We start from the raw sequence: 22,206 nt of genomic DNA, 5'->3' as shown, positions 1-22,206 counted from the left end.
ACATCACATTTCCTTCTCCTGCGTTAACCAAATATTGGCATGCTGCTTGCTTAAATGACCCTGCATAAAAACAGGGAATTTCAATGTCGGCGTTCGCGGACATGCTCATTTCGGGAAGCACGGCGGGACGCGATCGCGTTACCAACGCCATTGCGCTTGCCAGTCGCAGGACCGGAATGGATTTCGGTTATCTGCTCGGCCAGGCGAAGATCGAAAGCAGCCTCAACCCCACGGCGCGCGCGGGCACGTCGTCAGCGACCGGATTGTATCAGTTTGTCGACCAGAGCTGGCTTGCGGTCGTTCACGACCATGGCTCGGAATATGGGTTGGGTTGGGCTGCCGATGCGATCGGGCAGGGCGCGAATGGGCGCTATTATGTCGCCGACCCGGAATTGCGGCAGCAAATTCTCGACCTGCGCAATCATCCCGAGACCGCTTCTGTCATGGCGGCAGAACACGCCGCCGACAACAAAAACTATCTGGAGCAGCGGCTCGGCCGACCGGTCGAATCGGTCGATCTCTACCTCGCGCACTTCCTGGGCGTGGGCGGCGCGAGCAAGTTTTTGCGCGCCTACGACCAGTCGCCCGATGCAAACGCGGCGGCGCTGTTTCCGGCGGCGGCGCGTGCAAACCATTCCATTTTCTATGACAAGCAGGGCAATGCCCGCAGCTTTGCGGATATTCGAGACCGGTTCCAGAACAAGTTGGCGCGTGGCACGCAATGGGCGATGAACGACAGGTCTGCGCCCGATCTTCCCGCGCCTGCGCAGGCGGTACAGCCCGCCGATTATGTGCGCGTCGAAACCGCTCGCCTCGCTCAGCAGACATCCTCCGACGCAATGATTCGGCCGCAGCCGGAGACCGCGCGTCTCGCCTATCTCATGCTCGCCACCTTCGGAAGGTAAACCGCAGCGATGACTCGTCAGGAAGTGACCGGTAAACTCTGGATGAGCGCGGCGAAGGGCGCGGTGCTGCCGATGGCGACGCTGATGCTCGTGCTGTTCATGATCGTGCCGGTTCCTGCGATCATGCTCGATATCGGGTTCATTACAAACATCATGATCAGCCTCGCGGTACTTATGGTGGCGCTGAACGCGGCCAAGCCGCTCGATTTTTCCAGCTTCCCGACGGTGTTGCTGTTTGCAACGTTGCTGCGGCTGGCGCTGAACGTTGCATCCACGCGCGTGGTGCTGGTCGACGGGCATGAAGGCGCGGACGCTGCAGGCCATGTTATCGAAGCCTTCGGTCATTTCCTGATCGGCGGCGATTATGTCGTTGGCCTGTTCGTGTTCGCGATCCTGATGATCATCAACCTCGTCGTCATCACCAAGGGCGCGGGCCGCGTGTCCGAAGTGTCGGCGCGCTTTACTCTCGACGCATTGCCGGGCAAGCAGATGGCAATCGACGCGGACCTTAATGCGGGTTTGCTGACGCCGGAAGAAGCCAAGGCGCGGCGGCAGGAAGTCGCCACCGAGGCAGATTTCTACGGGTCGATGGACGGTGCGTCGAAGTTTGTGAAGGGCGATGCTGTTGCCGGCGTGCTGATCCTCGTCATCAACATTCTGGGTGGCATCATATTGGGCGTGGTCAGCCACGGCCTAAGCCTCTCGCAGGCCGCGCAGACATATATTATTCTCGCGATCGGCGATGCGCTAGTCGCGCAGGTTCCGGCCTTGCTGCTGTCGATTGCTGCTGCGAGCATCGTTACGCGCGTCAGCAGCGAGCATGACCTTTCCGGCCAGATCGCGTCGCAATTCGGTGCTGGCAAGGCATGGGTACCGGTCGCGGCGATTCTCGGCATTCTTGGGCTCCTGCCTGGTATGCCGCATTTCATCGTGCTGCCCGCTGCCGGTCTTGCTGGGTTTATCGCGTGGAAGTTACGCCAATCCGCCAAAGACGCGGCGACGGCCGCTGCGGCTCCCGCTCCGGAAGAACCCGCCAATCCGGCGAACATCGAATGGGGCGATGTGTCCGATGGCGCGGTGCTTGGCCTCGAAATCGGCTATGGCCTCATCGCGATGGTCGATGAGCGCAAGGGCGCTCCGCTCATGGGGCGCATCACGGGTATCCGTCGTCAATTGTCGCGTGAGCTGGGCTTTGTCGTGCCGCTGGTGCGCGTAAAGGACAATCTCGCTCTCGAACCCAATTGCTATCGCATTACCATCGGTGGCGTGATCGTTGGCGAGGACGAGATCTGGCCCGACGATTTGCTGGCGCTCGACAGCGGCGCGCTGGACGGTGTTGTGGACGGTCGCGCGGCAAAGGATCCAACATTCGGGTTGGACGCGGTGTGGATCACGCCCGACAAACGCAGCGAAGCGGTGGTCGCGGGCTATACGGTGGTCGACCCGGCGACGGTGGTCGCGACGCACCTCAACCAGCTGATCGCCATGAACGCCAGCGAGATGTTCGGCCTCGACGAAGCACGCAAGTTGCTCGACGCGCTGAAGGAAGCCTCGCCGCAACTGGTCGACGGGCTGACCCCTGCGATGCTGAGCCTGGCGCAGATCGCCGCGATCTCCCGCGCGCTACTCGCCGAGGGTGTACCCCTGAAGGACTTCCGTCGCCTGTGCGAAGCGATGATCGACGCGTGGAAGCCGGATCTCAGCCACGAGCAACTGGTCGAGGCGGTGCGCCAGCGGATCGGTTCGCTGATCATCCAGACTTTGGTGCCGGTGAAAATGCCGCTGCCCGTCATCACGCTCGACGGGGATCTCGAAGGATTGCTGGCGCAGGCGATGCGGGTGGCGGGCGACGCCAAGCACCCGATCGAGCCCGCGCTTGCCAACCGCATTGTCGATACGGTGGTGCAGGCCGCCCGGCCAATCATGGGCGAAGCGCGCAATTTCGCGATTGTCACGTCGCCGCTCGCGCGCCGTGCGCTCGCACGTCTGTTCAAGCCGCATCTGCCGGAAACGCCGGTGCTGTCCTTTCTGGAAATTCCCGACGGCAAGCCTGTCGAGGTGGTCGCGGTCGTTGGCGGCGAGAAGCCGCAGCCGCGCCATGACCCGATTCCCGCACAGATCCCCAACGGCCAGATTTCCGGCGGATCGCGCGAGCGTATCGGCTGAGGGGACGCATAGGCAATGTATATGAGCAAGCTGGAACCCGGCTCCGAGAGCCTGACCTACGGCAAGAAGGCGGGTGCCCTCCGTCCCGAGCAACTGGCGCGGCAATATATGCCGCTGGTGCGCAAGGTCGCCTGGCATGTGCACGGCCGGGTGTCGAGCGCCATCGAAATCGAGGACCTGCTCCAGATCGGCATGGTTGCGCTGGTCGAAGCTGCCAATGGCTATGAGGATCGTGGCTTCGGCTTTGCGAGCTACGCGCAGATGCGCATTCGCGGAGCGATGATCGACACGCTCCGCCGCCACGCGACGCTCTGCCGGTCGGCCATGGGCCGCCGCAAGGAACTGGGCGCGGTGCGCAAGCGGCTGGAACAGCGCTTCGGTCGGCCGCCTACCGAAGCCGAGATGGGCGCCGAGATGAACCTGTCGCCGTCCGACTATCGCGAGTTCGCCGACAGCGCGGAAATGGTGCAGGAACAGAGCATCGAGGAGGTCTATTCCGACCAGTCGATGTGGTTCGCCGATGTCGAGGACCGTGCGGACACGGTGCTGGAAAAGGAATCGCTGAAAAAGGCGCTGGCCGGATGCATCACCAAGCTGCCCGAGAGGGAAGCGATCGTGCTGCAACTCTATTTCGTCGAGGAAATGAACCTGGAGGAAATTGGCGCAACGCTGGACATCGGTGCGGCGCGGGTGTGCCAGATCAAGAAATCCGCGCTCGATAAATTGCGCGGCATGCTAGGGCAGTGGGACGGGTAAACACTTCGCTCCATCCGTTCGCTAGGCCTGTCGAACGGCCGCTCTTATGAAAAAGGACTGGGGTTGATCCTCGGTCGCCTTCGGCCAGACAAGCTCACCATGAATGGCATTCTGGCGCGTAAAAAAGGGAGCCGCGTTGCCACGGCTCCCCTGCGTTTCATCATTCATTCCGCGATTATGCGGCGTTGCGGTCACCCTTGATTTCCACAAGCTGGCCACCGTTGATGGCGATCTTCTTGGGCTTCATGGCTTCGGGGACTTCGCGTACCAGCTCTATCACGAGCAGGCCGTCAGCAAGCGCGGCATTGTCCACACGCACGAAATCGGCGAGCTCGAAGCGGCGCTCGAAACTGCGGTTGGCGATCCCGACATGGACGAACTTGGCGCGCTCGTCATTGGCGAGTTCCGCCTTGCGGCCGGAGACCTGCAACAGATTCTGTTGCGCGGTGATATCCAGCTCATCCTCGCGGAAACCGGCGACGGCGAGCGTCACGCGGTAGCGATCCTCGCTCAGTCGTTCGATGTTGAAGGGGGGGTAGTTATCGCTCTGCGCCACACGGGCGTTGTTTTCGATCAGGTCAAACAGCCGATCGAAACCGACGGTGGAACGGCGATAGGGGGTCAGGTCAAAGTTACGCATGGTCAAATCCTCATCAGAGCAAGTTGAACTCCGGACCCGATCATCGGCGCCCGGACATATGCTGTCCGGCACATCATGTCCCCGGACAGCATCGAGATATGTCAGGAAAAAGGCATTTCAAGAGGCATAGGGTGATGGCTGTGGAGGGCCAAGAGTGCTATCACGGGCCGCAACGCTTGTGAGGAGATGCCGTATGACCCGTACAGGACGTTTAGGTCTTGGGATCGCGATCTTCGCTATGATTGTCCCCGGGGTGCTGGGAGCGACCGGTCCCGAACGGCGCGTGGATATCACGCTTTCCAATTTCCGGTTCGCGCCAGACCATGTGCAGCTCAAGGCCGGGGAGAAGGTCGACCTGCATTTCGTCAATGCGGGATCGGGCGGCCACAATTTCGCGGCGCCGGAATTTTTCGCGGCAGCCCAGATCGATGCTCCGGGGAAGCTGAAGGACGGGAAGGTCGAACTGCGCAAGGGCGAAAGCACGGATGTCGTGCTGACGCCGGTGCGAGGGGATTACCCGGTGCGCTGCACGCATTTTCTGCACAGCGGCCTGGGCATGAAAGGTGATATCGCCGTCCGGTGAATCCGCCGCCCGGCAGGATGCGGGCGGCGGGGAACCGTTTTATTCGCAGCGGACGTTTTTGCGATCGATCGCCTGTCCGGCGAGCGCACCGCCTGCAGCGCCAAGGATGGTGCCAAGCGTCTTGCTTCCGCCCGGCGCGATGATGTTGCCGAGGACGCCACCCGCTACGCCGCCGACGATGGCGCCGGTCGTGCCATCGGGCTTCTTGCAATAATAGCGTCCGTCATTGTCGCGATAGATGGGATCATTGTCGGACAGATAATAATTATCCCCCGGTCGATATTGGCGCGGTCCATCGGACGCGTAGCGAGGGCCGTTGTCATAGGACGAGCAGGCGGCAAGGGGAATGGATGCCAAAGCGGCAAGAATGATGGGAGTACGCATGGGCCTGAACCTTCTTTTGTTGGGGGTCAGGCGTTAACGATTTGCGACGCGAGGAGTTGCATGAAACGCAATCGTCACATGGCGGCGGGCTGGTGCGCCTTACGCGCGGACAGGCAATATCCCGGTATAGGCGGCGCGGGGCCGGATGAATTCGCTGGCCGTATATTGTTCCTGCGCGTGCGCCAGCCAGCCGACGAGACGGCCAGGAGTGGAGAACAGCAGCGGCTCTTCTTCAAATCCCAGCTTCAGCCCCAGGAATGCAACCGGCAGAATGAATTCCGGTGTGGCCTGCCGCAGGTCCATCGCAGCCGTAATGGCGTGATCGAGCCTGCGGAAATCGCTGTCGTCGGCCAGTTGCTCACGCATTGCACCGGTGAGCGCGGCGGCGCGCGGGTCATGGCCCTCCGGCGCGTCCCGCGACACGAAGCCGGGAATAGGTTCGCCTGCCCGGACCAGCCGCACCATCTCCCCCGCCGGATCGCGGCTGTTGACGAGATGCTGTACGAAACGCGCCGTGGTGAGCGCCCTTGCGCGGCGCAGCCGTTGGCCCCGGGCCGCCACCAGGCCGACGAGAGCTGCGCCGAACGGGGTGATGCCGGTGTTGGCTGCCGCGCGCACGGCGTAAGTCGTGGGGTCCAGCTCATGATCCGCCGCGAGCACCAGGGCGCGGCGGATCAGGTCCCCGAAGAGAGCGGGAGCCGGCGAAAGCCCGCTGATCGTGACGTGCACCGGCTGATCGGAATGGCGCGGCGCGGCGTCGCTGATGAAGCATGCGAACCAGCGGACCAGCCGGGCGCTGGTTGCCGAAAAGCCTTCCGGCGACAGGTCGGCGCCCTGTGGATAGGCGTATTCCATGATCGGCAGAATCGAAAGCGCGCGGTCGATCTTCGGGAGCCGTTCATCGGGATGGTGTACATCGGGAAGGTCGCTGAAAATGCCGGGCGGGACAGCTCCGAAGTTATCGCTTGATGCACCCCACAGGAGCATCGCGACGTCTTCGAGTGTCACGCTGTCGGCCAGAGCGATGGCGCTCTGGCCTCGATAAAACAGCCCGGTTTCCGTCAGGAGGGTCAGGCTTGTCGACTTGACCAGCATCTGGGTTGTCACCGGATCCGTGGCGGTGGAGGGGTGGCGAAGCGCCTCTATATCCGCGCGCCAATAGCGGCGCTTTTTGGTGCCGGGGACGGGGAAAGACCGTAGGCCCTTGCGGCTCACATACGCGTAGAGAGTCGCGGTAGAAATGCCGAGAAGGTCCGCGGCCCCGGCGGCATCGATATACAGATCCGTGTCAGTCATCAACAGTGCTTCATATGTACAAAATCAATCAAGATTGACATGTATGGAGTCGCGTTGTCAAGTTGCGCTCATAAATCGCCATCAAGGCGGTAGGGAGGGTGTGATGAACAGGAATTACATGGTGGCCCCGTGCCTTTGGCTTGCAGCCAGTGCGCATGCGCAGACGACGGTACCGGCTCCGGATGCCGGATCCGACACCGGCGCGATCCAGGAGATCGTCGTTACGGCGCAGAAGCGCGCTCAGAATGTGCAGGACGTGCCGATGACGCTCAGCGTGCTTAGCGGCGGGCAGGTCGAAGAGGCGCGGGTCGACCGGGTCGGCGATCTCGCCAACCGGGTTCCCGGTCTTGGGTTTGACAATTTCCCCGTTACCCAGCCCCGACCGGCCATTCGTGGCATTGGATCGTCGGACCGGGGCGCGGCGGGCGATCCCTCGACCGCGGTCTATGTCGACGAAGTCTATTATGGACGACCGGGCGCCATTGCGTTCGATGCCTTCGATGTGGCGCGGATCGAGGTACTGAAGGGGCCGCAGGGGACGCTGTGGGGCAAGAATGTCGTCGGCGGCCTCATTCACATCGTCAACCAGCGGCCGACGCTGGGTGACTTCGGCGCATCCGTCCAAACGACGCTCGGCAATTACGACCGGAAGGATGTCGCCGCGTTCGTGAATGTGCCCTTGTCCGGCACGGCGGCGCTGCGGGTGACGGGCGGATTGCGCAACCGGGATGGTTTTGCGCGCAACATCGCGATCGGCGGCCGCGTGGACGACGAGGATGCGCGGTTCGTCCGGGCGCAGGCGCTGGTCGAGCCGACCGAGCGTCTCTCCGTTCTCGTGGCGGGCGATTATCGCCGGGACCATATGGCGGGCAGCAACCGGCATACGGTCGGTGTGGACCCGAGCAGTTCGCGCGCGCCGGTGTGGGCCAACGCCATCGATACCGTTCCCGACCATGTCCGGCAGGATACCAACGGCTATCAGAACCGCGAAAGCTATGGTGTGCGCGGCAGCATCGACTGGGAACTCGATCCGTTCACGATTTCGTCGATCACGTCCTATCGCTGGCTCGATTATGCCGCATTCGAGGATGCCGACGGCGGCAATCCCACCACCAACCGGATCAACGCGCGCGGCGGGAATTTTGAAACATCCCGCTTTTGGAGCCAGGAACTGCGGGTTGCGGCTCCGTCCTCCAGCGCGGTGAAGTGGGTGCTCGGTGCATATTATTACCACCAGAACACCCGCCGTACCGACTCGCTGATCGTCGATGCGCCGCCCGCGCCCAGCGGCACGTTCCTGGCGCGGGACCAGTTCGACCAGCGCGCGAAGATCGACAGCTATGCCGTTTTTGCGGATGTTACGGTGCCACTGATCGATGCGGTGTCCGTCTTCGGCGGTGTGCGCTATTCCTATGACCACAAGGACTATGACCTCACCAACGCGAACTCCACCGCGTTGCTGCGGGCAGGTGCACGCTACACGATCGAAGCCGACAAGGGCTGGGACAAGCTGACGTACCGCGCGGGCGTGCAATATCGGCCAGCGAAGGACATTATGGTCTACGCGCTGGTGTCGAGCGGCTTCAAGAGCGGTGGGTTTCAGGATACGCCCGCCAGTGCGACATCGGCGCGAACGCCCTTTTCGCCCGAAGCGGCCACCAACTTCGAGATTGGCGCCAAGACCCGCCTGTTCGACCGGAAGCTGCTGCTCAACACCAGTGTGTACCGCATCGACTATTCCGATCTTCAGGTCCGCCGGACGATCGGTCTCGATACCTTCACGGTCAATGCCGGGTCCGCGCGCATCAAGGGACTGGAGGTCGAGGCGACAGCTGGGCCATTTGGTGGCTTTACGCTTTCGGGCAGCTATGCCCTCACCGACGGCAAATTTCGCGAGCTTATCGACAACGGCCAGAATTATTCCGGCAACCGGTTGACCCGTTCGCCGCACGACAAGCTGGTGCTCTCGCCGTCCTTCCGGTTCGATGTCAGCGATGCCCTGTCCGTGACGACCACGTTGGACTATCAATATGAAAGCAAGATCTACGACGACTTCAACAACAATCCGCTGACGATACGGCCGTCCAAGACGCTGGTGGATGCCCGTATCGTGATTGACCATGCAGACAAGGGGCTCAGCCTCTCGATCTGGGGGCAGAATCTAGGAGACAAAACCTATATTACGCACCAGTTCCTGCTGCTGGGCGGGCATTTCGCCACCTATGGTCCGCCGCGCACCTATGGCGCGACGCTGACATGGCGCTATTGATGGGCAGCAAGACGCAGCGAGGGATGCCGCTTCGATGCTGACGGTGCTTGGTTACACGATGGTCGTCGCGTTCATGGTGCTTATCATGACGCGGCGGCTGTCCGCTTTGGTGGCGCTGATCCTCCTGCCGATCCTCTTCGGGCTGCTGGCCGGGCATGGCGCGGATCTTGGCCCGATGGCGCTCGAGGGTGTGACGCAACTTGCGCCGACCGCCATCCTCCTGCTTTTCGCCATCCTGTATTTCGGCATCATGATCGATGCGGGCCTTTTCGATCCGCTGGTTACACGGGTCATGCGCTTTGCGGGCGGCGACCCCCTGAAAGTGGCTATGGGCACGGCGGTGGTTGCGACCATCGTTTCGCTGGATGGCGACGGGACCACGACCGCCCTGGTGACGATCACCGCTTTCCTTCCCGTCTACCGGCGGCTGGGCATGAACCCCCTTATCATCGCGGTGCTGCTGGGCAGCGCGAACAGCATCCTCAATCTGTTTCCGTGGGGCGGGCCGGTCGGACGGGTTGCCGCCGCGCTGCGCGTCGACCCGTCCGACATTTTTCTCCCGCTCCTGCCCACCATAGCGGCCGGGCTGGCGACCACCATGGCCTTTGCCTGGTATCTGGGCAGCCAAGAACGTCGTCGGCTTGGCGTGGTCGCGCTGGAGCCTCAGGGTTCACCGAGTGGTCCCGATCAGGATGACAGCCTGAAGCGACCCCGGATGCTGCCTGTCAATCTCGCGCTCACCCTTGCGGTGGTGGGGGGAGCAGTCGTGCACGCGATGCCCTTGCCGCTGCTGTTCATGATCGCGCTCGCGCTCGCTGTGATGATCAACTATCCGCGTCTCACCGATCAACGGGCGCGCCTTGCCAGCCACGCCGAAAATGCGTTGCCGATCGTCCTGCTGATTCTGGCGGCAGGCATTTTTACCGGTATCCTCTCCGGCACCGGAATGCTTGACGCGATGGCTCAGCTTCCGCTCCGGGCCATACCGGAGGGGGCGGGCGCGTGGATGGGGCCGCTGACGGCGTTGGCCGCTGCACCGCTCAGCTTCATCCTGTCGACCGATGCCTATTTTTTTGGGGTGGTGCCGATCATCGCACGCACCGCCGCGGAACATGGCGTGCCCGTGGTGGACATCGCCCGCGCATCCCTGCTGGGCGCGCCCATTCATGCCATGAGCCCGCTCGTTCCCGCCGTGTATCTCGTGGCGGGTCTCCTGGATCGCGACGTGGGCGAGCTCCAGCGTTTCGGCCTGAAATGGGCCGCATTGCTGACCCTCGTCATGATCGCCGCGGCGATCCTCTCTGGCGCCATATACTAGGAAGACCATGCCTGAGCATAGTGAAGACACGACGAACGTTCTGGTGCCGGTGGGCGCGCTTGGCGGCGGCATCCGGGAAAGCGATGTCGCGGCGGGAATTGCCGCGGGCGCACATGCCATAGCCTGCGACGCAGGATCGACGGACAGCGGACCCGCCTATCTCGCCACGGGTGTTTCCAAATATGGGCGGGATTCGGTGAAGGCGGATCTTGCAATTCTGATGCGCGCGCAGGCCGCCGCAGGCATTCCGCTGCTGATCGGCTCCTGCGGAACATCGGGCTGCGACGGGGCGCTCGACTGGACCCACGCAATCGCGCTGGAAATCGCGCGCGAAGAGAAATTGTCTCCGCGGATCGCGCTTCTCTATTCCGAGCAGACCCCGGACTCGCTGGAGCGCGCGGCGGACGAGAACCGGATCGAGCCCCTGGCCCCCATGTCCGGGGTCGACAAGGCGGTGTTCCGCGACTGCCGTCACATCGTCGCACTGATGGGGCCGGAGCCCTATATTGCTGCGCTGGAGGCGGGGGCCGATATCGTGCTGGGCGGGCGAACAACCGATACCGCTGTGATCGCCGCTGTACCTTTGATGCGGGGACGTGATGCCGGTGCGGCGTGGCACGCGGGCAAGATTTCCGAATGCGGCGGCCAGTGCACGGTGAACCCGCGCGAGGGCGGAGTGATGATCCGGGTGGGGGACAATGGCTTCATCGTGGAGCCGCTTGCGTCCCCCAACCGGTGTTCGGTCGAGTCGGTATCGGCGCATATGCTCTATGAGAACAGCGATCCCTATCTCCTGCATGAGCCGGGCGGCGTTCTGGACGTGCGCAGCGCGCGCTATCGGGCGCTTGACGATCGCCGGGTTCAGGTGTCCGGATCGCTCTTCGAACCCGCTCCCTATACGATGAAGCTGGAGGGCGCGTCGGGCGACGGGTTCCAGACATTGATGCTCATCGGCATTCAGGACCCGAAGGTGCTGGCAGAGCTCCCACGGTTTCTCGGACAGATGCAGATGCTCCTGGAACAGCGGGTCCACGCGACGATGGGCGAGCGGGCGGGGGCGTTCACGATCTCGCTGCGCCCTTATGGCTGGAGCGGGGTTTCGGGCGTGCCGCTTTCGGCGACGCCGCCGCAGGAAATCGGCCTGCTCTTCGTCGCAACGGCGCAGACGCAGGAGATTGCCACACAGATCGCCAAGAACTGCAATCCCTATTTCTTTCACATGCCGCTTGATCTCGACATGGAGCTGCCAAGCTATGCGTTTCCCTTCTCGCCCGCCGAAATCGAACGGGGCGAGGTCTATTCCTTCCGGCTCAATCACCGGGTTCGCGTAGACGACCCCATGGAGCGGGTGCGGATGGAATTGCGCATGCCGGAGGCGGCCCATGGCTAAACTCAGCGACGTCTGCCGCCACATCCGGTCGAAAAATGCAGGACCGTTCTGGATCACGATCGACCTGTTCTTCGCCGATGCGGAGCGCTTTGCGCGTTATGCCCACACGCCTGCGCTGGCAAGCGAGGCCATTGCGCGCCTGTACGGCGTGCCGTCGGAGAGCGTCCGCAAATTCGTGGTGCCCGAACTGGCGGTCGTCAAATTCTCTTATCCCCGCGCGGTTGCACAAGGTGGGCCGGACGAGCGCGACATGCACGGCGGCCAGCAATATGTAAGGCTGTGCCATGTCGAGGTCTGAGCGCTCGGCCCCTGTTTCCGATCCCCGGGAACCGGGCGAGCCGCGCCTGCTGCCCGATCTTCTCGCGCAGTCCGCCCGTCGCAGCCCGGAGTCCGTTGCGCTTGATTTCATGGGCCGGTCGATGTCCTATGCTGGTCTGGCGGCCAGGGTGGAACGGGTGGCGCGCGCGCTGCAGGATCTCGGCCTCGCGCCGGGCGATCGCATGTGCCTCTGTCTACCTAACACGTCCTATTTCGTGATCCTGTATTTTGCCGTGCTGCGCGCTGGCGGGATCGTGGTGGCGATGAACCCGCTCTACACGGAGCGGGAAATGGGCCATGTGCTGGCCGACTCCGGTGCGCGCCTGCTGGCCGTCCCCGACGATCGCGATATCCATGCCAAGGCCAGCGCCGCCGCGGGTGCGGCAGGTGTGCGGCGCATCATCGTCTGCCCGATTGCCGCCGCGCTGCCGCCCATCAAGGGCATCGCCTACCGGTTTCTGGCTCGCCGGAGCATCCTGCGTGTTCCGAACGACGAATTTCATCTTCCCTACCGGATGCTGGAGCGTGCGACCGGGCGGCCCGCCGATCGTGCCAGAGATCCGGGTGATGTCGCGGTCCTGCAATATACCGGCGGGACGACCGGCGTGCCCAAGGGTGCGATGCTGACGCACGCGAGCCTGATCGCCAACGCGCTGCAGATGCGAGACCATGACAGGGGCCTGCCATCCACGCCGGAACGGGTGATCGGCGTGCTGCCGATGTTCCATGTCTTCGCGCTGACCACGGTGCTCAATTATTCGATCCTGACCGGTGCGGAGATCGTCCTGCTCCCCCGATTCGAACTGGACAGCTTCCTCAAAACGATGGCGCGTACCCGGCCGCATCGATTGTTCGCCGTGCCGACCCTGATCGGCAAGCTTAACGAGCATATCGGTCCCCATACGCCCGGCTTCAAGCGGCTACGCTGTTGCATCAGTGGGGGTGCGCCCCTGCCGCCGGAGATGCTCGCGCAATTCGAGAGACATACGGGCATTGTCCTCAGTGAGGGCTATGGTCTGTCGGAGGCGTCGCCGATCGTGGCGTCCAATTCGCTGACGGAGAAGGGTCGTGTAGGCAGCGTCGGCAGACCCTTCCCCCGCACCACCATCGAGCTGCGTGACCTCGACGATTTGTCACGAACGGTTCCCGCCGGGGCGGCGGGTGAGGTGTGGGTGTCGGGTCCCCAAGTGATGAGGGGGTACTGGAACCGGCCGGAGGAGAGCGCCGAGGTTCTTCGCGACGGGTTCCTGCGCACCGGAGATGTCGGCAGGTTTGACGCGGACGGCTTCCTCTTTCTGGTCGACCGGATCAAGGACCTGATCCTGTGCGGTGGATATAATGTCTATCCGCGCGTCATCGAGGACGCGCTCTATGAGCATGAGGACGTGCTGGAGGTGACCGTGATCGGCGTGCCCGACCCCTATCGCGGGGAGGCGCCCAAGGCGTTCGTCCGGAAGCGACCCGGCTCCGCTGCGACCGCCGATGATCTGCGCGCGTTCCTCACGTCGCGTATCAGCAAGATCGAAATGCCGCGCGACATTGAATTTCGCGACGAACTGCCCAAGACCCTGATCGGCAAGCTGTCGAAAAAGGAATTGCGCGGCGATTGACCGGACATTCCGGAGGCGTGCGCACCGCCCGCATGGGCCAACGGCCCTTCAGGAACTCCCTATGCTTCCGATCGGATGTCGCGCACCCCGCTCAGCGGATGGGCGAATCCGGGGCGAGGCGCATGTCGAGATAATTGTCGACGGACATCATCAACTGGTCCAGCTCATGCTCGAAGAAGTGGTTGGCCCCACGGATTTCGTCGTGATGGATGGTGATGCCCTTTTGCGTGCGCAGCTTGTCGACAAGCTTCTGCACCGCGCCTGCGGTCACCACTTCGTCAGCGGTGCCCTGCACGATGATTCCGGATGCGGGACAGGGCGCGAGGAAGCTGAAATCATACATGTTGGCGGGCGGCGCGACGGAGATGAACCCGCGCACTTCCGGTCGGCGCATCAGCAGCTGCATCGCGATCCATGCGCCGAACGAGAATCCGGCGATCCACGTGGTCTGCGCTTCGGGATGGAAACTCTGCACCCAGTCGAGCGCGGCCGCGGCATCGGACAGTTCGCCCACGCCATTGTCGAACGTGCCCTGGCTGCGGCCTACGCCCCGGAAGTTGAACCGGAGTACCGCGAAGCCGCGCTTCACGAAGGTCTTGTACAGCGCCTGCGTAATCCGGTCGTTCATCGTACCGCCACCCTGCGGGTGGGGATGCAGGATCATCGCGACGGGAGCGCGGGGGCGGGGGGGCGGGCTGAAACGGCCCTCGAGGCGGCCTTCCGGCCCTGGGAAAATGACGTCTGGCATAGCACCTGGCTGACTGGCATAAGAACAAGGAACTGCTCCGGCATAAGGGCCGGTTGCAGGAGAAACGCCGCCTATATAGGAAATCGCGTCCCTTTCGCAATCAATTGAGTCGTTTGTGACCGAAGCCGTTCCCCTGCCACGATTATATCTCGATCATGCGGCGACCACGCCCGTGTGCGAGGGAGCGCGTCTGGCGGTTGCAGAGGGATTTCAGCATTGGGCCAATCCATCTTCGCCGCATGCCGACGGGCGGGCAGCGCGCGCGATGCTGGAAGATGCGCGGGCGCGGATATGCCGGGCGCTGGACTGGGACGGCGCGGTCATCTTCACGTCTGGTGCAAGCGAGGCGATCGCGCTGGGGCTGGGCCGCGCCCGCGCGGAGCGGGTGGTGACGTCGCCGGTGGAGCACGACGCGGTGCTGCGGATGACGGCGGACGCGACGCGCCTCGCTGTCGATGGCGACGGCGTCGTGCGGGAAACCGTCGCGGGGGCGCTCCACGCGATCCAGCATGTGAACAACGAGACGGGGGTCATCCAGCCGGTCGCCACGCTGGCGGCGGAGATTCATGGCACCGGCGGTACGCTGTTCGTCGACTGCGCGCAGAGTGCGGGCAAGATCGCGCTGCCGATGGACGCGGACATGATCGCGCTGAGCGCTCATAAATTCGGCGGACCGCCGGGTGTGGGTGCGCTGCTGGTGAAGGATCTTGCCGTGCTTTCCCCGGTCGGTGGGCAGGAACGGGGCTATCGCGGGGGAACGGAAAATGTGCCGGGCGTGCTCGGCATGGCTGCGGCGCTTGAAGAAAACCGCGACTGGATGGCGGGCGTGGCGGGCCTGCGCACCCTGCTCGACAGCGGCATCCGTGAGGCGGGCGGCATTGTCGTTGCCGACGCGGCGGAGCGGATTGCGACTATCGCCAGCTATCGCATGCCCGGTGTGTCGGCGCGCGTGCAGCTGATCCGCTTCGACATGGCGGGCGTCTCGGTATCGGCGGGGGCGGCCTGTTCCTCCGGCACGCTCAAGACCAGCCCGGTGCTCTCCGCCATCGGCTGGCGCGCGGAGGATGCGGACGAGGTGATCCGCGTCAGCTTCGGTCCGCAGACGAGTGCGGGCGACATCGACCGCTTTCTTCACCTATGGCAAAGCCTCGCGGGCGGCGCGGCGTGATCTACCTCGACTATCAGGCGACGACCCCGCTCGCTCCGCAGGTGTTCGAGGCGATGGTGCCGTGGCTGCGCGACCATTTCGCAAACCCGCACAGTGCCCATAAGCCGGGGCGCGCGGCGGCGGCGGCGGTGGAGGTAGCGCGAGAGCGGGTCATGGCGGCGCTCGATCTGCCGCCGGGCCGCCTGATCTTCACATCGGGCGCGACCGAGGCGCTCAACATCGCCATCGTCGGCGCGGCGCGAAGGATGCGCCGGGCAGACCCGCGCCGGATCCGCGTGCTGACGGTCGCGACCGAACATGCCGCTGTGCGTGACACGGTACTGGCGCTGGAGAGCGAGGGATTTGAACCGATCCTGCTGCCGGTGGGGGCTAACGGACTGCTGGACCTGCCCGAGGCGGCAGCAGCGATGGACGACCGGACGGCGCTCGTCGCCGTCATGCTGGTCAACAACGAAATCGGCGTGATCCAGCCGGTCGAGGCGCTGGCGGCGCAGGCGCAGGCGGCGGGCGCGCTGTTTCTGTGCGACGCGGTGCAGGCCTTTGGACGGGTCCCGCTGCCCCGCAACGCGGACCTGATCGCGGTGAGCGCCCACAAGGTTCATGGTCCCAAAGGCATCGGCGGACTGTGGCTGCGCGATGGGCTGGATTTGCCGCCGCTGCTGCATGGCGGGGGGCAGGAGGCGGGCTTGCGACCCGGCACGCTATCGCCCGCGCTGTGTGTGGGTTTCGGAGTGGCGGCCGCACTGATGGCGGAGCGGGCGGCGGATGATGCCGGGCATGTCCAAGCCTTATGGGACCGCGCGCGGGATCTGTTCGCGGACTGGACAATCAACGGGAGCGTCGAGGCGCGCTATTGCGGCAATCTCAACATCCGTCGCGACGGGATCGATGCTGCCCGACTGTTGTCAGAATGTCGCAACGTCGCCTTTTCTCTGGGGTCTGCATGCGCCAGCGGGTCCGGCCGACCCAGTCATGTCTTGCACGCGATTGGATTGTCGAAGAAAGAGGCACAAAGCGCGGTCCGGCTGGGATTCGGTCGATATACAACGTGCGAGGAACTGGAGAAGGCGGCCGAGGCGATCAATCACGCCGCGTCACAGCAGTGACGCGGGGGGAGAGAGGATGACGACGACATGACCCTGGTCCGTTTCATCAGCGCCGATGGGAAGCAGATTCGCGAGGTGCGGGCGGGCGCGGGGGACAATCTTCTCGACATTGCGCAGGGCTGCGGCCAGCCGCTGGAAGGGACGTGCGAGGGACAGATGGCCTGTTCGACCTGCCACGTCATCGTAGCGGCCGAGGATTTTGCCCGATTACCGCGCGCGAGCGAAGACGAGGAAGACATGCTCGATCTCGCCGCTGCCGCGACGCGCACCAGCCGCCTCTCCTGTCAGATTGACATACCCGCGGATATGGACACCCTGACCGTGCAAATCCCGCCGGAAAGCCGTAATATGCAGGGCGTGTGAAACGCCCCGCATAGGGGAACTAGCGGTTCAGGCGGGCGTCGGAAATGGACACCGCGAGCAACACGGCGGAAAAGATGGCGATGGCAACAATAGCCATCACCACATAAGGCTGGGTCAGGTAGGTCATGATCGTCTCCTCAGATTGTGGGACGATCTGACGGTAACGCGCGCTGGGCGCATTGATCTCGATCAAATGGGGGTCTGGCGGATTCCGTCACAGTTACCCCGTTCGTGCTGAGTAGCCGCTGAGCCAGTCGAAGCGGCGTATCGAAGTATCCTTCGATACGGGTCTTCGGCAAGCTCAGCGCTACTCAGGATGAACGGGTGACTTCTCATACCAAAAAAACCCTCGCCCGGGGGGACGAGGGTTTCGAGATTGGCCGTTTGATCGAAAGGGAGGACCCCCGGCACGGTGGGGACCTTTAGATGCCGGGGGTCTTATGAGCGGCTGTCGGTGGACCAGTACCTCAGCCGTTCAATTCATTTCCGCTTAGCGGATCAGCGAGAGAACACCCTGCTGAGCCTGGTTCGCCTGAGCGATCATCGCGGTGGAAGCCTGGCTCAGGATCTGCGCCTTGGCGAGGTTCGTCGTTTCCGCCGAGAAATCGACGTCTTCGATCCGCGAACGGGCATCCGACAGGTTGGTGACGGTCGACGTGATGTTGTCGACAGTGACCGCCAGACGGTTCTGGCTGGCGCCGAGCGACGCACGGGCAGCAGCAACGGTGGACAGAGCCGTGTCGATCTGCGTGAGCGCCGCAGAAGCGTTGGCGGCCGTCGCAAGGTCGATTTCACCACCGACCGGGGGTGTACCGGCGGCCGCAGCAGGCGTGCCTGCTTGGGTAGCAGCCTTCTTGATGTTCAGCGTATTGACGCGGGCATCGGCGAGGTTGATGGCGACGGTGTCGCTCGCGCCGGTCCCGGTCTGGATGCTGACGCTGGCCGCCGAACCGTCGAGCAGGTTCACGCCATTGAAGTTGGTCTTCGTCGCGATCTGGTCGATCTGGTCGAGCAGCGCGCGGCTTTCGTTGTCGAGGCCCAGACGGTCTGCGTTGGTGACGGTGCCGTTCGCCGACTGGACGGCCAGTTCACGAACGCGCTGGACGATGTTGCTGATCTGGCCAAGTGCGCCTTCCGCGGTCTGCGCCAGGGAGATGCCGTCGTTGGCGTTGCGAGCCGCGGCGTTCAGGCCACGGATCTGGGCAGTCATCTTGGTGGCGATGGCGAGGCCGGCAGCGTCGTCCTTCGCGCTGTTGATGCGCTTGCCCGAAGACAGACGCTCCATGGAAGCCTGCAGCTGGTTCGAGGCCGAAGAAGAAGCAGCCTGAGCGCGCATGGCGGCGACGTTGGTTCCGATAACAGTCATGTGAAAATTCCTTTCCCGCTAATATCAGGTCGCTTGCCTAACTGTGCTTGCGGCCTCGAAGCAGGAGAACGGCGGATCATCCGGAACCTTAAGCGCCGGAACGATTTTTTTCTTCCTCGCGCGGGGGCGTGCGCGTGCGTTATAAGAAGCCTGCGGCAGGAGTGACGTCGAATTTTCGCCATATTAACCGACGAAATCCCTAAGAAATCAAAGACTTAAACCGATTTCATCAAGGCGGAAAAAAATTGCCGGTTTTTCTGCCGGGGTACGCGATATTAACCATATCCTAAGCGTTCACGCGCATTTTATCCCCATCGAAAGGCTGGGTTGGTGCGGGGGCACCGGCTCTGCGAATGGGACTGGGGACCAAATATGTCGACTTTTGGCATGAGCGACGGGCTGTGCGCCCGCGTTCCAATGCTGCAACAATGGCTGGAGCGTGCGTTCCTGGATATCGCCCCGGTCGCGGCCGATGCGCCACGGGATCGGGGCAGCGTCCATGTGCTGCTGGCAAGCGAGATCGCCCACGCGACCTATCGCGACATTCTTGTCGACTATCGTGACGGCGCCCCCTGTTTTGAACGCGCCGCCAGCGGCCTGCCCGCGCGGGTCGGCTTCGGCGCGGCGGATATCGACTTCGCCTGTGCGCTGATCGCCGAACTGCTGCGGCCGTCGGGTTTGCCCGCCGTTGGTGACGAGAGCAGCGCGCGGTTGATGTTGCTAGCGGGCCGGATCGCAGCGAGCGACGCCACCGTCCTTATCCAGGGAGACACCGGTACCGGCAAGGAAGGCATGGCGCGGTTCCTCCACGCGCGGTCCGGCCGGGCGGGAAAGGATTTTATCGCGGTCAACTGCGCCGCGCTGCCCGAAACGATGATGGAAGCGATGCTGTTCGGTCACAAGAAGGGCAGCTTTACCGGTGCGGCCAACGCTTCGGACGGCCTGTTCCTCGCGGCGGACGGCGGAACCCTGTTCCTCGACGAGATTGCCGAGCTGCCCCTGAACCTGCAGGCAAAGCTGCTGCGTGCCTTGCAGGAAGGTGAAGTGCTTCCCGTCGGCGCGACCCACCCGGTGCCTGTCAATGTCCGCGTGATCGCCGCATGCAACCGCGACCTGGCCGCCGAATGTGATGGGGGGCGGTTCCGCTCCGACCTCTACTGGCGGCTGAACGTCATGCCGCTGGCGCTTAATCCTCTCGCGACCCGCAAGGGTGACGTGCTGGCGATCAGCGCGGCGATGCTTATTGGCCTGCACGAAAAGGCTCCGGCGATGGGTGCGTTCCCGTGGCCGACCAAAAGCGCGCTCGACCGGCTGGTCGCGCATCGCTGGCCGGGCAATGCACGCGAGCTGGGTAATGTCCTGCACCGCGCGATCGTGTTGCGGGAAGGCGAGCGGATTGAAGCGGACGACCTGTCGATTGCCGCTGTTACCGCGCCCGTTCCGGCACCGGCTCCCGCCCCGGCCAACCGGTCGGCTCCGATCCGGCTTCAGGATATCGCGAAAGCGTCCAAGCTCGACGCGATCCGCCATGCCCTGCGTGAGACCGACGGCCACCGCGCCCTCGCCGCGCGCAAGCTCGGCATTTCCGAACGCACCTTGCGCTACCGGCTTGCCGAGTTGCGCGAGATGGCAGTCGCGTAAGCAGAAGTAGGAGGGCAGCATGGCCGTGAATGGCATTTCCCCCGACAGCGTGATGGCTCTTCGCAACGCCATCCTGCAAAAGAATGTGGCGTTGCGCGATGTCACATCAACGCCGAGCGGTGCCGAAGCACCCAGCGTCAGCGGCCCCGGTGGTGCGCGACCGGGCGATTTTACACAGGCGCTGAAAGGCGCGCTGGAGAAGGTCAACCAGCTTCAGAACGACAGCAGCGCCGCCGCGACCGCATTCGAGCGCGGCGAAACGACCGATATCGCCGCCGTGATGCTGGCGAAACAAAAGGCCTCGATCGGGTTCGAGGCAACCCTGCAAGTCCGCAACAAGCTGTTGTCCGCATACAAGGACATCATGAGCATGCCGGTGTGATGAGCGATGAATGAGGCGAACATGAACGATTTCAGTTCCACTGGCAGCGCGGCTGCACTTCCCGCCGTGGCGGGGCAGACAGCGTCGCGCCCGAGCGGGTTCGAGATGATCAAATATCGTCTGGCCGAAGCACTCGGCCAGCCTGCGATAGCGCGCAGCCTGCCGATGCTCGGCCTGCTCGGCGTCGTGGGCGCAGCCGCCCTTATGTGGATGACGCTGCGCACTGATCCGCAACGGGATCTGTTTCGTGGTTTGCCGGACGCCGAAAAGGCGGCGGTGGTCGAGGCGCTGGAAAAAAGCGGCGTCCCTTACGCGTTCGATCGCGATACGGGATCGATCACGGTCGGCGAAAACGATTATTTCAAGGCGAAGATGACGCTGGCGTCGCAGGGGCTGCCCAAGAGTGCGCCCGACGGCAACAGCATGATCGACAGCCTGCCCATGGGCGCCAGCCGCGCGGTGGAGGGTGAAAAGCTCCGCTCCGCACGGGAAATGGACATGGCCCGCACGATCGAGGCGATCGATGCGGTTGAATCCGCGCGCGTTCATCTCGCCATCGAACCGCCCAGCATTTTCCTGCGCGAACGCAGCAAGCCGGGTGCTTCGGTCATGCTGCGCCTCGCTCCGGGCCGCTCCTTGTCCGATGCGCAGGTGCAGGCGATCGTCCATCTGGTTGCCTCATCGGTCTCCGATCTCAGCCCCGAAGCGATTTCGGTCGTCGACCAGAACGGGCGGCTGCTGTCTAATCCGGATGGCGCGCAGGGCGAGGCCGATCGTCAACTTTCCGTACAGGCCCGGATCGAGGAACGCTATCGCCAGTCGGTTGTCGCTCTTCTGACGCCGATCCTGGGCTCCGACAAATTCTCCGCCGAAGTCCATGCCGAGGTGAATTTCGCCGAGCGGCAGGCCACACGTGAAACCTATCCGCAGGATGAAGCACGGCTGCGCGTCGAACAGGGCAGCTGGCAGGCGGGCAACCCAAATGGCGGCCCCGGCGTCAACGAACCCGGTGGCATCCCCGGCGCGCTGTCCAACCAGGCCCCGGCTCCGCCGACCAGCAGCGCGACCAATCCCAATGCCGCACCCGCTCCGGGCCAGCAACTTGCTGGTGGCACCGCCTCCAATGGTCAGGGCTTGCCTGCGCTCGCTCCGCTGCGCACGCAGGAAAGCTTCAACCGCAGTTTCGAGCTGGGCCGTGAAATCTCCGTGACCCGCGATGCCGTCGGCACCGTGAAGCGCGTGTCGGTTGCGGTGGCGCTCGACAACGGCCCCGGAGGCAAGCCACGTACGCCGCAGGAAATCGCCGCGCTTGAAGCGCTGGTGAAGGGCGCGGTCGGTTATGATCAGACCCGTGGCGACACTGTCGCCCTGTCCTCGCGCAGCTTCGTCAAGGTCGAGGACGCGGCCGCCGCCCCATGGTATGAAGCCGCCTGGCTGTCGAGCGTGGGACGCAATCTCTCAGCACTGGCCGTCGTCGCGATCCTGATCTTCGGCATCGGTCGTCCGTTGCTCAAAAGGCGGGCTGAGGGTGGCGCGTCGGGCGCTTCATCCGCCGCATCTGCCGCTGAATTGGCCGCCAAGCGGCAGCGTCTGGGCCGAGAAATGTCCGCCGAACTCGCCCGCACGGCGATGGCCAATCCCGGCCAGACGGTGACGCTCGACATGATCAGCTCGACGCCCGATTACGCGCAGCGCGCTGACCTCATCCGCAACTTCGTCAAGCAGGACCCTGACCGTGCCGCCCTGGTGGTGCGCGATCTGCTGAAGGAAAACAGCAAGTCGAAGGAAGCCGCCTGA

At 63.7% G+C, this 22,206-nt stretch carries 20 protein-coding genes; 15 read left to right on the top strand and 5 right to left on the bottom strand.

Annotated features, from left to right (window positions below):
* Positions 1 to 83: 83 nt before the first annotated feature.
* Genes FHS92_RS07710 through FHS92_RS07700 form a run of 3 tightly spaced genes read left to right on the top strand, consistent with a single transcriptional unit; the run spans position 84 to position 3,827 of the window.
* Positions 84 to 905, top strand: a complete 822-nt coding sequence (locus FHS92_RS07710) for a lysozyme family protein (RefSeq protein WP_184079258.1) — start codon at positions 84 to 86, stop codon at positions 903 to 905.
* 9 nt (positions 906 to 914) lie between these two features.
* Positions 915 to 3,071, top strand: coding sequence for a flagellar biosynthesis protein FlhA (flhA, locus tag FHS92_RS07705; RefSeq protein WP_184079256.1), 2,157 nt, complete (start codon positions 915 to 917; stop codon positions 3,069 to 3,071).
* A 15-nt stretch (positions 3,072 to 3,086) separates the two neighbouring features.
* Positions 3,087 to 3,827 carry a FliA/WhiG family RNA polymerase sigma factor gene (locus FHS92_RS07700; protein ID WP_184079254.1) on the top strand — a complete coding sequence of 247 codons (741 nt, stop codon included), beginning with the start codon at positions 3,087 to 3,089 and terminating at the stop codon, positions 3,825 to 3,827.
* A 175-nt stretch (positions 3,828 to 4,002) separates the two neighbouring features.
* Here FHS92_RS07700 and FHS92_RS07695 read toward each other — a convergent pair whose 3' ends face one another.
* A complete protein-coding gene (locus FHS92_RS07695) occupies positions 4,003 to 4,467 on the bottom strand; it encodes an Hsp20 family protein (RefSeq protein WP_184079252.1) in 465 nt (154 codons plus the stop codon).
* Between the two features lie 193 nt (positions 4,468 to 4,660).
* Between FHS92_RS07695 and FHS92_RS07690 the strand changes: the two genes are divergently transcribed.
* Positions 4,661 to 5,050 (top strand): cupredoxin domain-containing protein, encoded by a 390-nt coding sequence (locus tag FHS92_RS07690; RefSeq protein ID WP_184079250.1) that lies wholly within the window; start codon positions 4,661 to 4,663, stop codon positions 5,048 to 5,050.
* 39 nt (positions 5,051 to 5,089) lie between these two features.
* On the opposite strand, the gene FHS92_RS07685 is transcribed toward FHS92_RS07690, so the two are convergent.
* A complete protein-coding gene (locus tag FHS92_RS07685; protein WP_184079248.1) occupies positions 5,090 to 5,434 on the bottom strand; it encodes a glycine zipper 2TM domain-containing protein in 345 nt (114 codons plus the stop codon).
* 99 nt (positions 5,435 to 5,533) lie between these two features.
* Positions 5,534 to 6,730, bottom strand: coding sequence for a citrate synthase (locus FHS92_RS07680; protein ID WP_184079247.1), 1,197 nt, complete (start codon positions 6,728 to 6,730; stop codon positions 5,534 to 5,536).
* A 103-nt stretch (positions 6,731 to 6,833) separates the two neighbouring features.
* Between FHS92_RS07680 and FHS92_RS07675 the strand changes: the two genes are divergently transcribed.
* From FHS92_RS07675 to FHS92_RS07655, 5 genes are read left to right on the top strand one after another with little or no spacing between them, the layout of a single operon-like run.
* Positions 6,834 to 8,999, top strand: a complete 2,166-nt coding sequence (locus FHS92_RS07675) for a TonB-dependent receptor (RefSeq protein WP_184079245.1) — start codon at positions 6,834 to 6,836, stop codon at positions 8,997 to 8,999.
* 34 nt (positions 9,000 to 9,033) lie between these two features.
* The gene (locus FHS92_RS07670; RefSeq protein ID WP_184079243.1) at positions 9,034 to 10,317 is read left to right on the top strand and encodes a CitMHS family transporter; all 1,284 of its coding nucleotides are present in this window, start codon (positions 9,034 to 9,036) and stop codon (positions 10,315 to 10,317) included.
* Positions 10,318 to 10,324: 7 nt separating this feature from the next.
* The gene (locus FHS92_RS07665; protein ID WP_184079242.1) at positions 10,325 to 11,707 is read left to right on the top strand and encodes an acyclic terpene utilization AtuA family protein; all 1,383 of its coding nucleotides are present in this window, start codon (positions 10,325 to 10,327) and stop codon (positions 11,705 to 11,707) included.
* Positions 11,700 to 12,005: a DUF4387 domain-containing protein gene (locus FHS92_RS07660; RefSeq protein ID WP_184079240.1), complete on the top strand. Its 306-nt coding sequence runs from the start codon at positions 11,700 to 11,702 to the stop codon at positions 12,003 to 12,005. Before FHS92_RS07665 ends, FHS92_RS07660 begins: the two co-directional genes overlap by 8 nt.
* A complete protein-coding gene (locus FHS92_RS07655) occupies positions 11,992 to 13,635 on the top strand; it encodes a long-chain-fatty-acid--CoA ligase (protein ID WP_184079238.1) in 1,644 nt (547 codons plus the stop codon). The genes FHS92_RS07660 and FHS92_RS07655 overlap by 14 nt, the downstream gene beginning before the upstream one ends.
* 91 nt (positions 13,636 to 13,726) lie before the next feature.
* Here FHS92_RS07655 and FHS92_RS07650 read toward each other — a convergent pair whose 3' ends face one another.
* Positions 13,727 to 14,383 (bottom strand): alpha/beta hydrolase, encoded by a 657-nt coding sequence (locus FHS92_RS07650; protein ID WP_184079236.1) that lies wholly within the window; start codon positions 14,381 to 14,383, stop codon positions 13,727 to 13,729.
* A 115-nt stretch (positions 14,384 to 14,498) separates the two neighbouring features.
* Here FHS92_RS07650 and FHS92_RS07645 point away from each other — a divergent pair, with 115 nt between their 5' ends.
* From FHS92_RS07645 to FHS92_RS07635, 3 genes are read left to right on the top strand one after another with little or no spacing between them, the layout of a single operon-like run.
* A complete protein-coding gene (locus FHS92_RS07645) occupies positions 14,499 to 15,551 on the top strand; it encodes an aminotransferase class V-fold PLP-dependent enzyme (protein WP_184079234.1) in 1,053 nt (350 codons plus the stop codon).
* Positions 15,521 to 16,657 (top strand): cysteine desulfurase family protein, encoded by a 1,137-nt coding sequence (locus FHS92_RS07640; RefSeq protein ID WP_184079232.1) that lies wholly within the window; start codon positions 15,521 to 15,523, stop codon positions 16,655 to 16,657. Before FHS92_RS07645 ends, FHS92_RS07640 begins: the two co-directional genes overlap by 31 nt.
* Before the next feature lie 27 nt (positions 16,658 to 16,684).
* Positions 16,685 to 17,020: a 2Fe-2S iron-sulfur cluster-binding protein gene (locus FHS92_RS07635; RefSeq protein WP_184079230.1), complete on the top strand. Its 336-nt coding sequence runs from the start codon at positions 16,685 to 16,687 to the stop codon at positions 17,018 to 17,020.
* A 490-nt stretch (positions 17,021 to 17,510) separates the two neighbouring features.
* Here FHS92_RS07635 and FHS92_RS07625 read toward each other — a convergent pair whose 3' ends face one another.
* Entirely contained in the window at positions 17,511 to 18,386 is an 876-nt protein-coding gene (locus tag FHS92_RS07625; protein WP_184079226.1) for a flagellin N-terminal helical domain-containing protein, read from the bottom strand.
* Positions 18,387 to 18,758: 372 nt separating this feature from the next.
* Here FHS92_RS07625 and FHS92_RS07620 point away from each other — a divergent pair, with 372 nt between their 5' ends.
* From FHS92_RS07620 to fliF, 3 genes are read left to right on the top strand one after another with little or no spacing between them, the layout of a single operon-like run.
* On the top strand, positions 18,759 to 20,027 hold the full coding sequence (locus tag FHS92_RS07620) for a sigma 54-interacting transcriptional regulator (protein WP_184079224.1): 1,269 nt from the start codon (positions 18,759 to 18,761) through the stop codon (positions 20,025 to 20,027).
* Positions 20,028 to 20,052: 25 nt separating this feature from the next.
* On the top strand, positions 20,053 to 20,409 hold the full coding sequence (fliE, locus tag FHS92_RS07615; protein ID WP_184080235.1) for a flagellar hook-basal body complex protein FliE: 357 nt from the start codon (positions 20,053 to 20,055) through the stop codon (positions 20,407 to 20,409).
* Between the two features lie 6 nt (positions 20,410 to 20,415).
* Positions 20,416 to 22,206 carry a flagellar basal-body MS-ring/collar protein FliF gene (gene fliF, locus FHS92_RS07610; protein ID WP_184079222.1) on the top strand — a complete coding sequence of 597 codons (1,791 nt, stop codon included), beginning with the start codon at positions 20,416 to 20,418 and terminating at the stop codon, positions 22,204 to 22,206.

It is taken from the genome of Sphingobium subterraneum (assembly GCF_014199435.1).
GTDB lineage: Bacteria > Pseudomonadota > Alphaproteobacteria > Sphingomonadales > Sphingomonadaceae > Sphingobium > Sphingobium subterraneum.
This window is presented reverse-complemented; position numbering and strand designations above follow the sequence as displayed.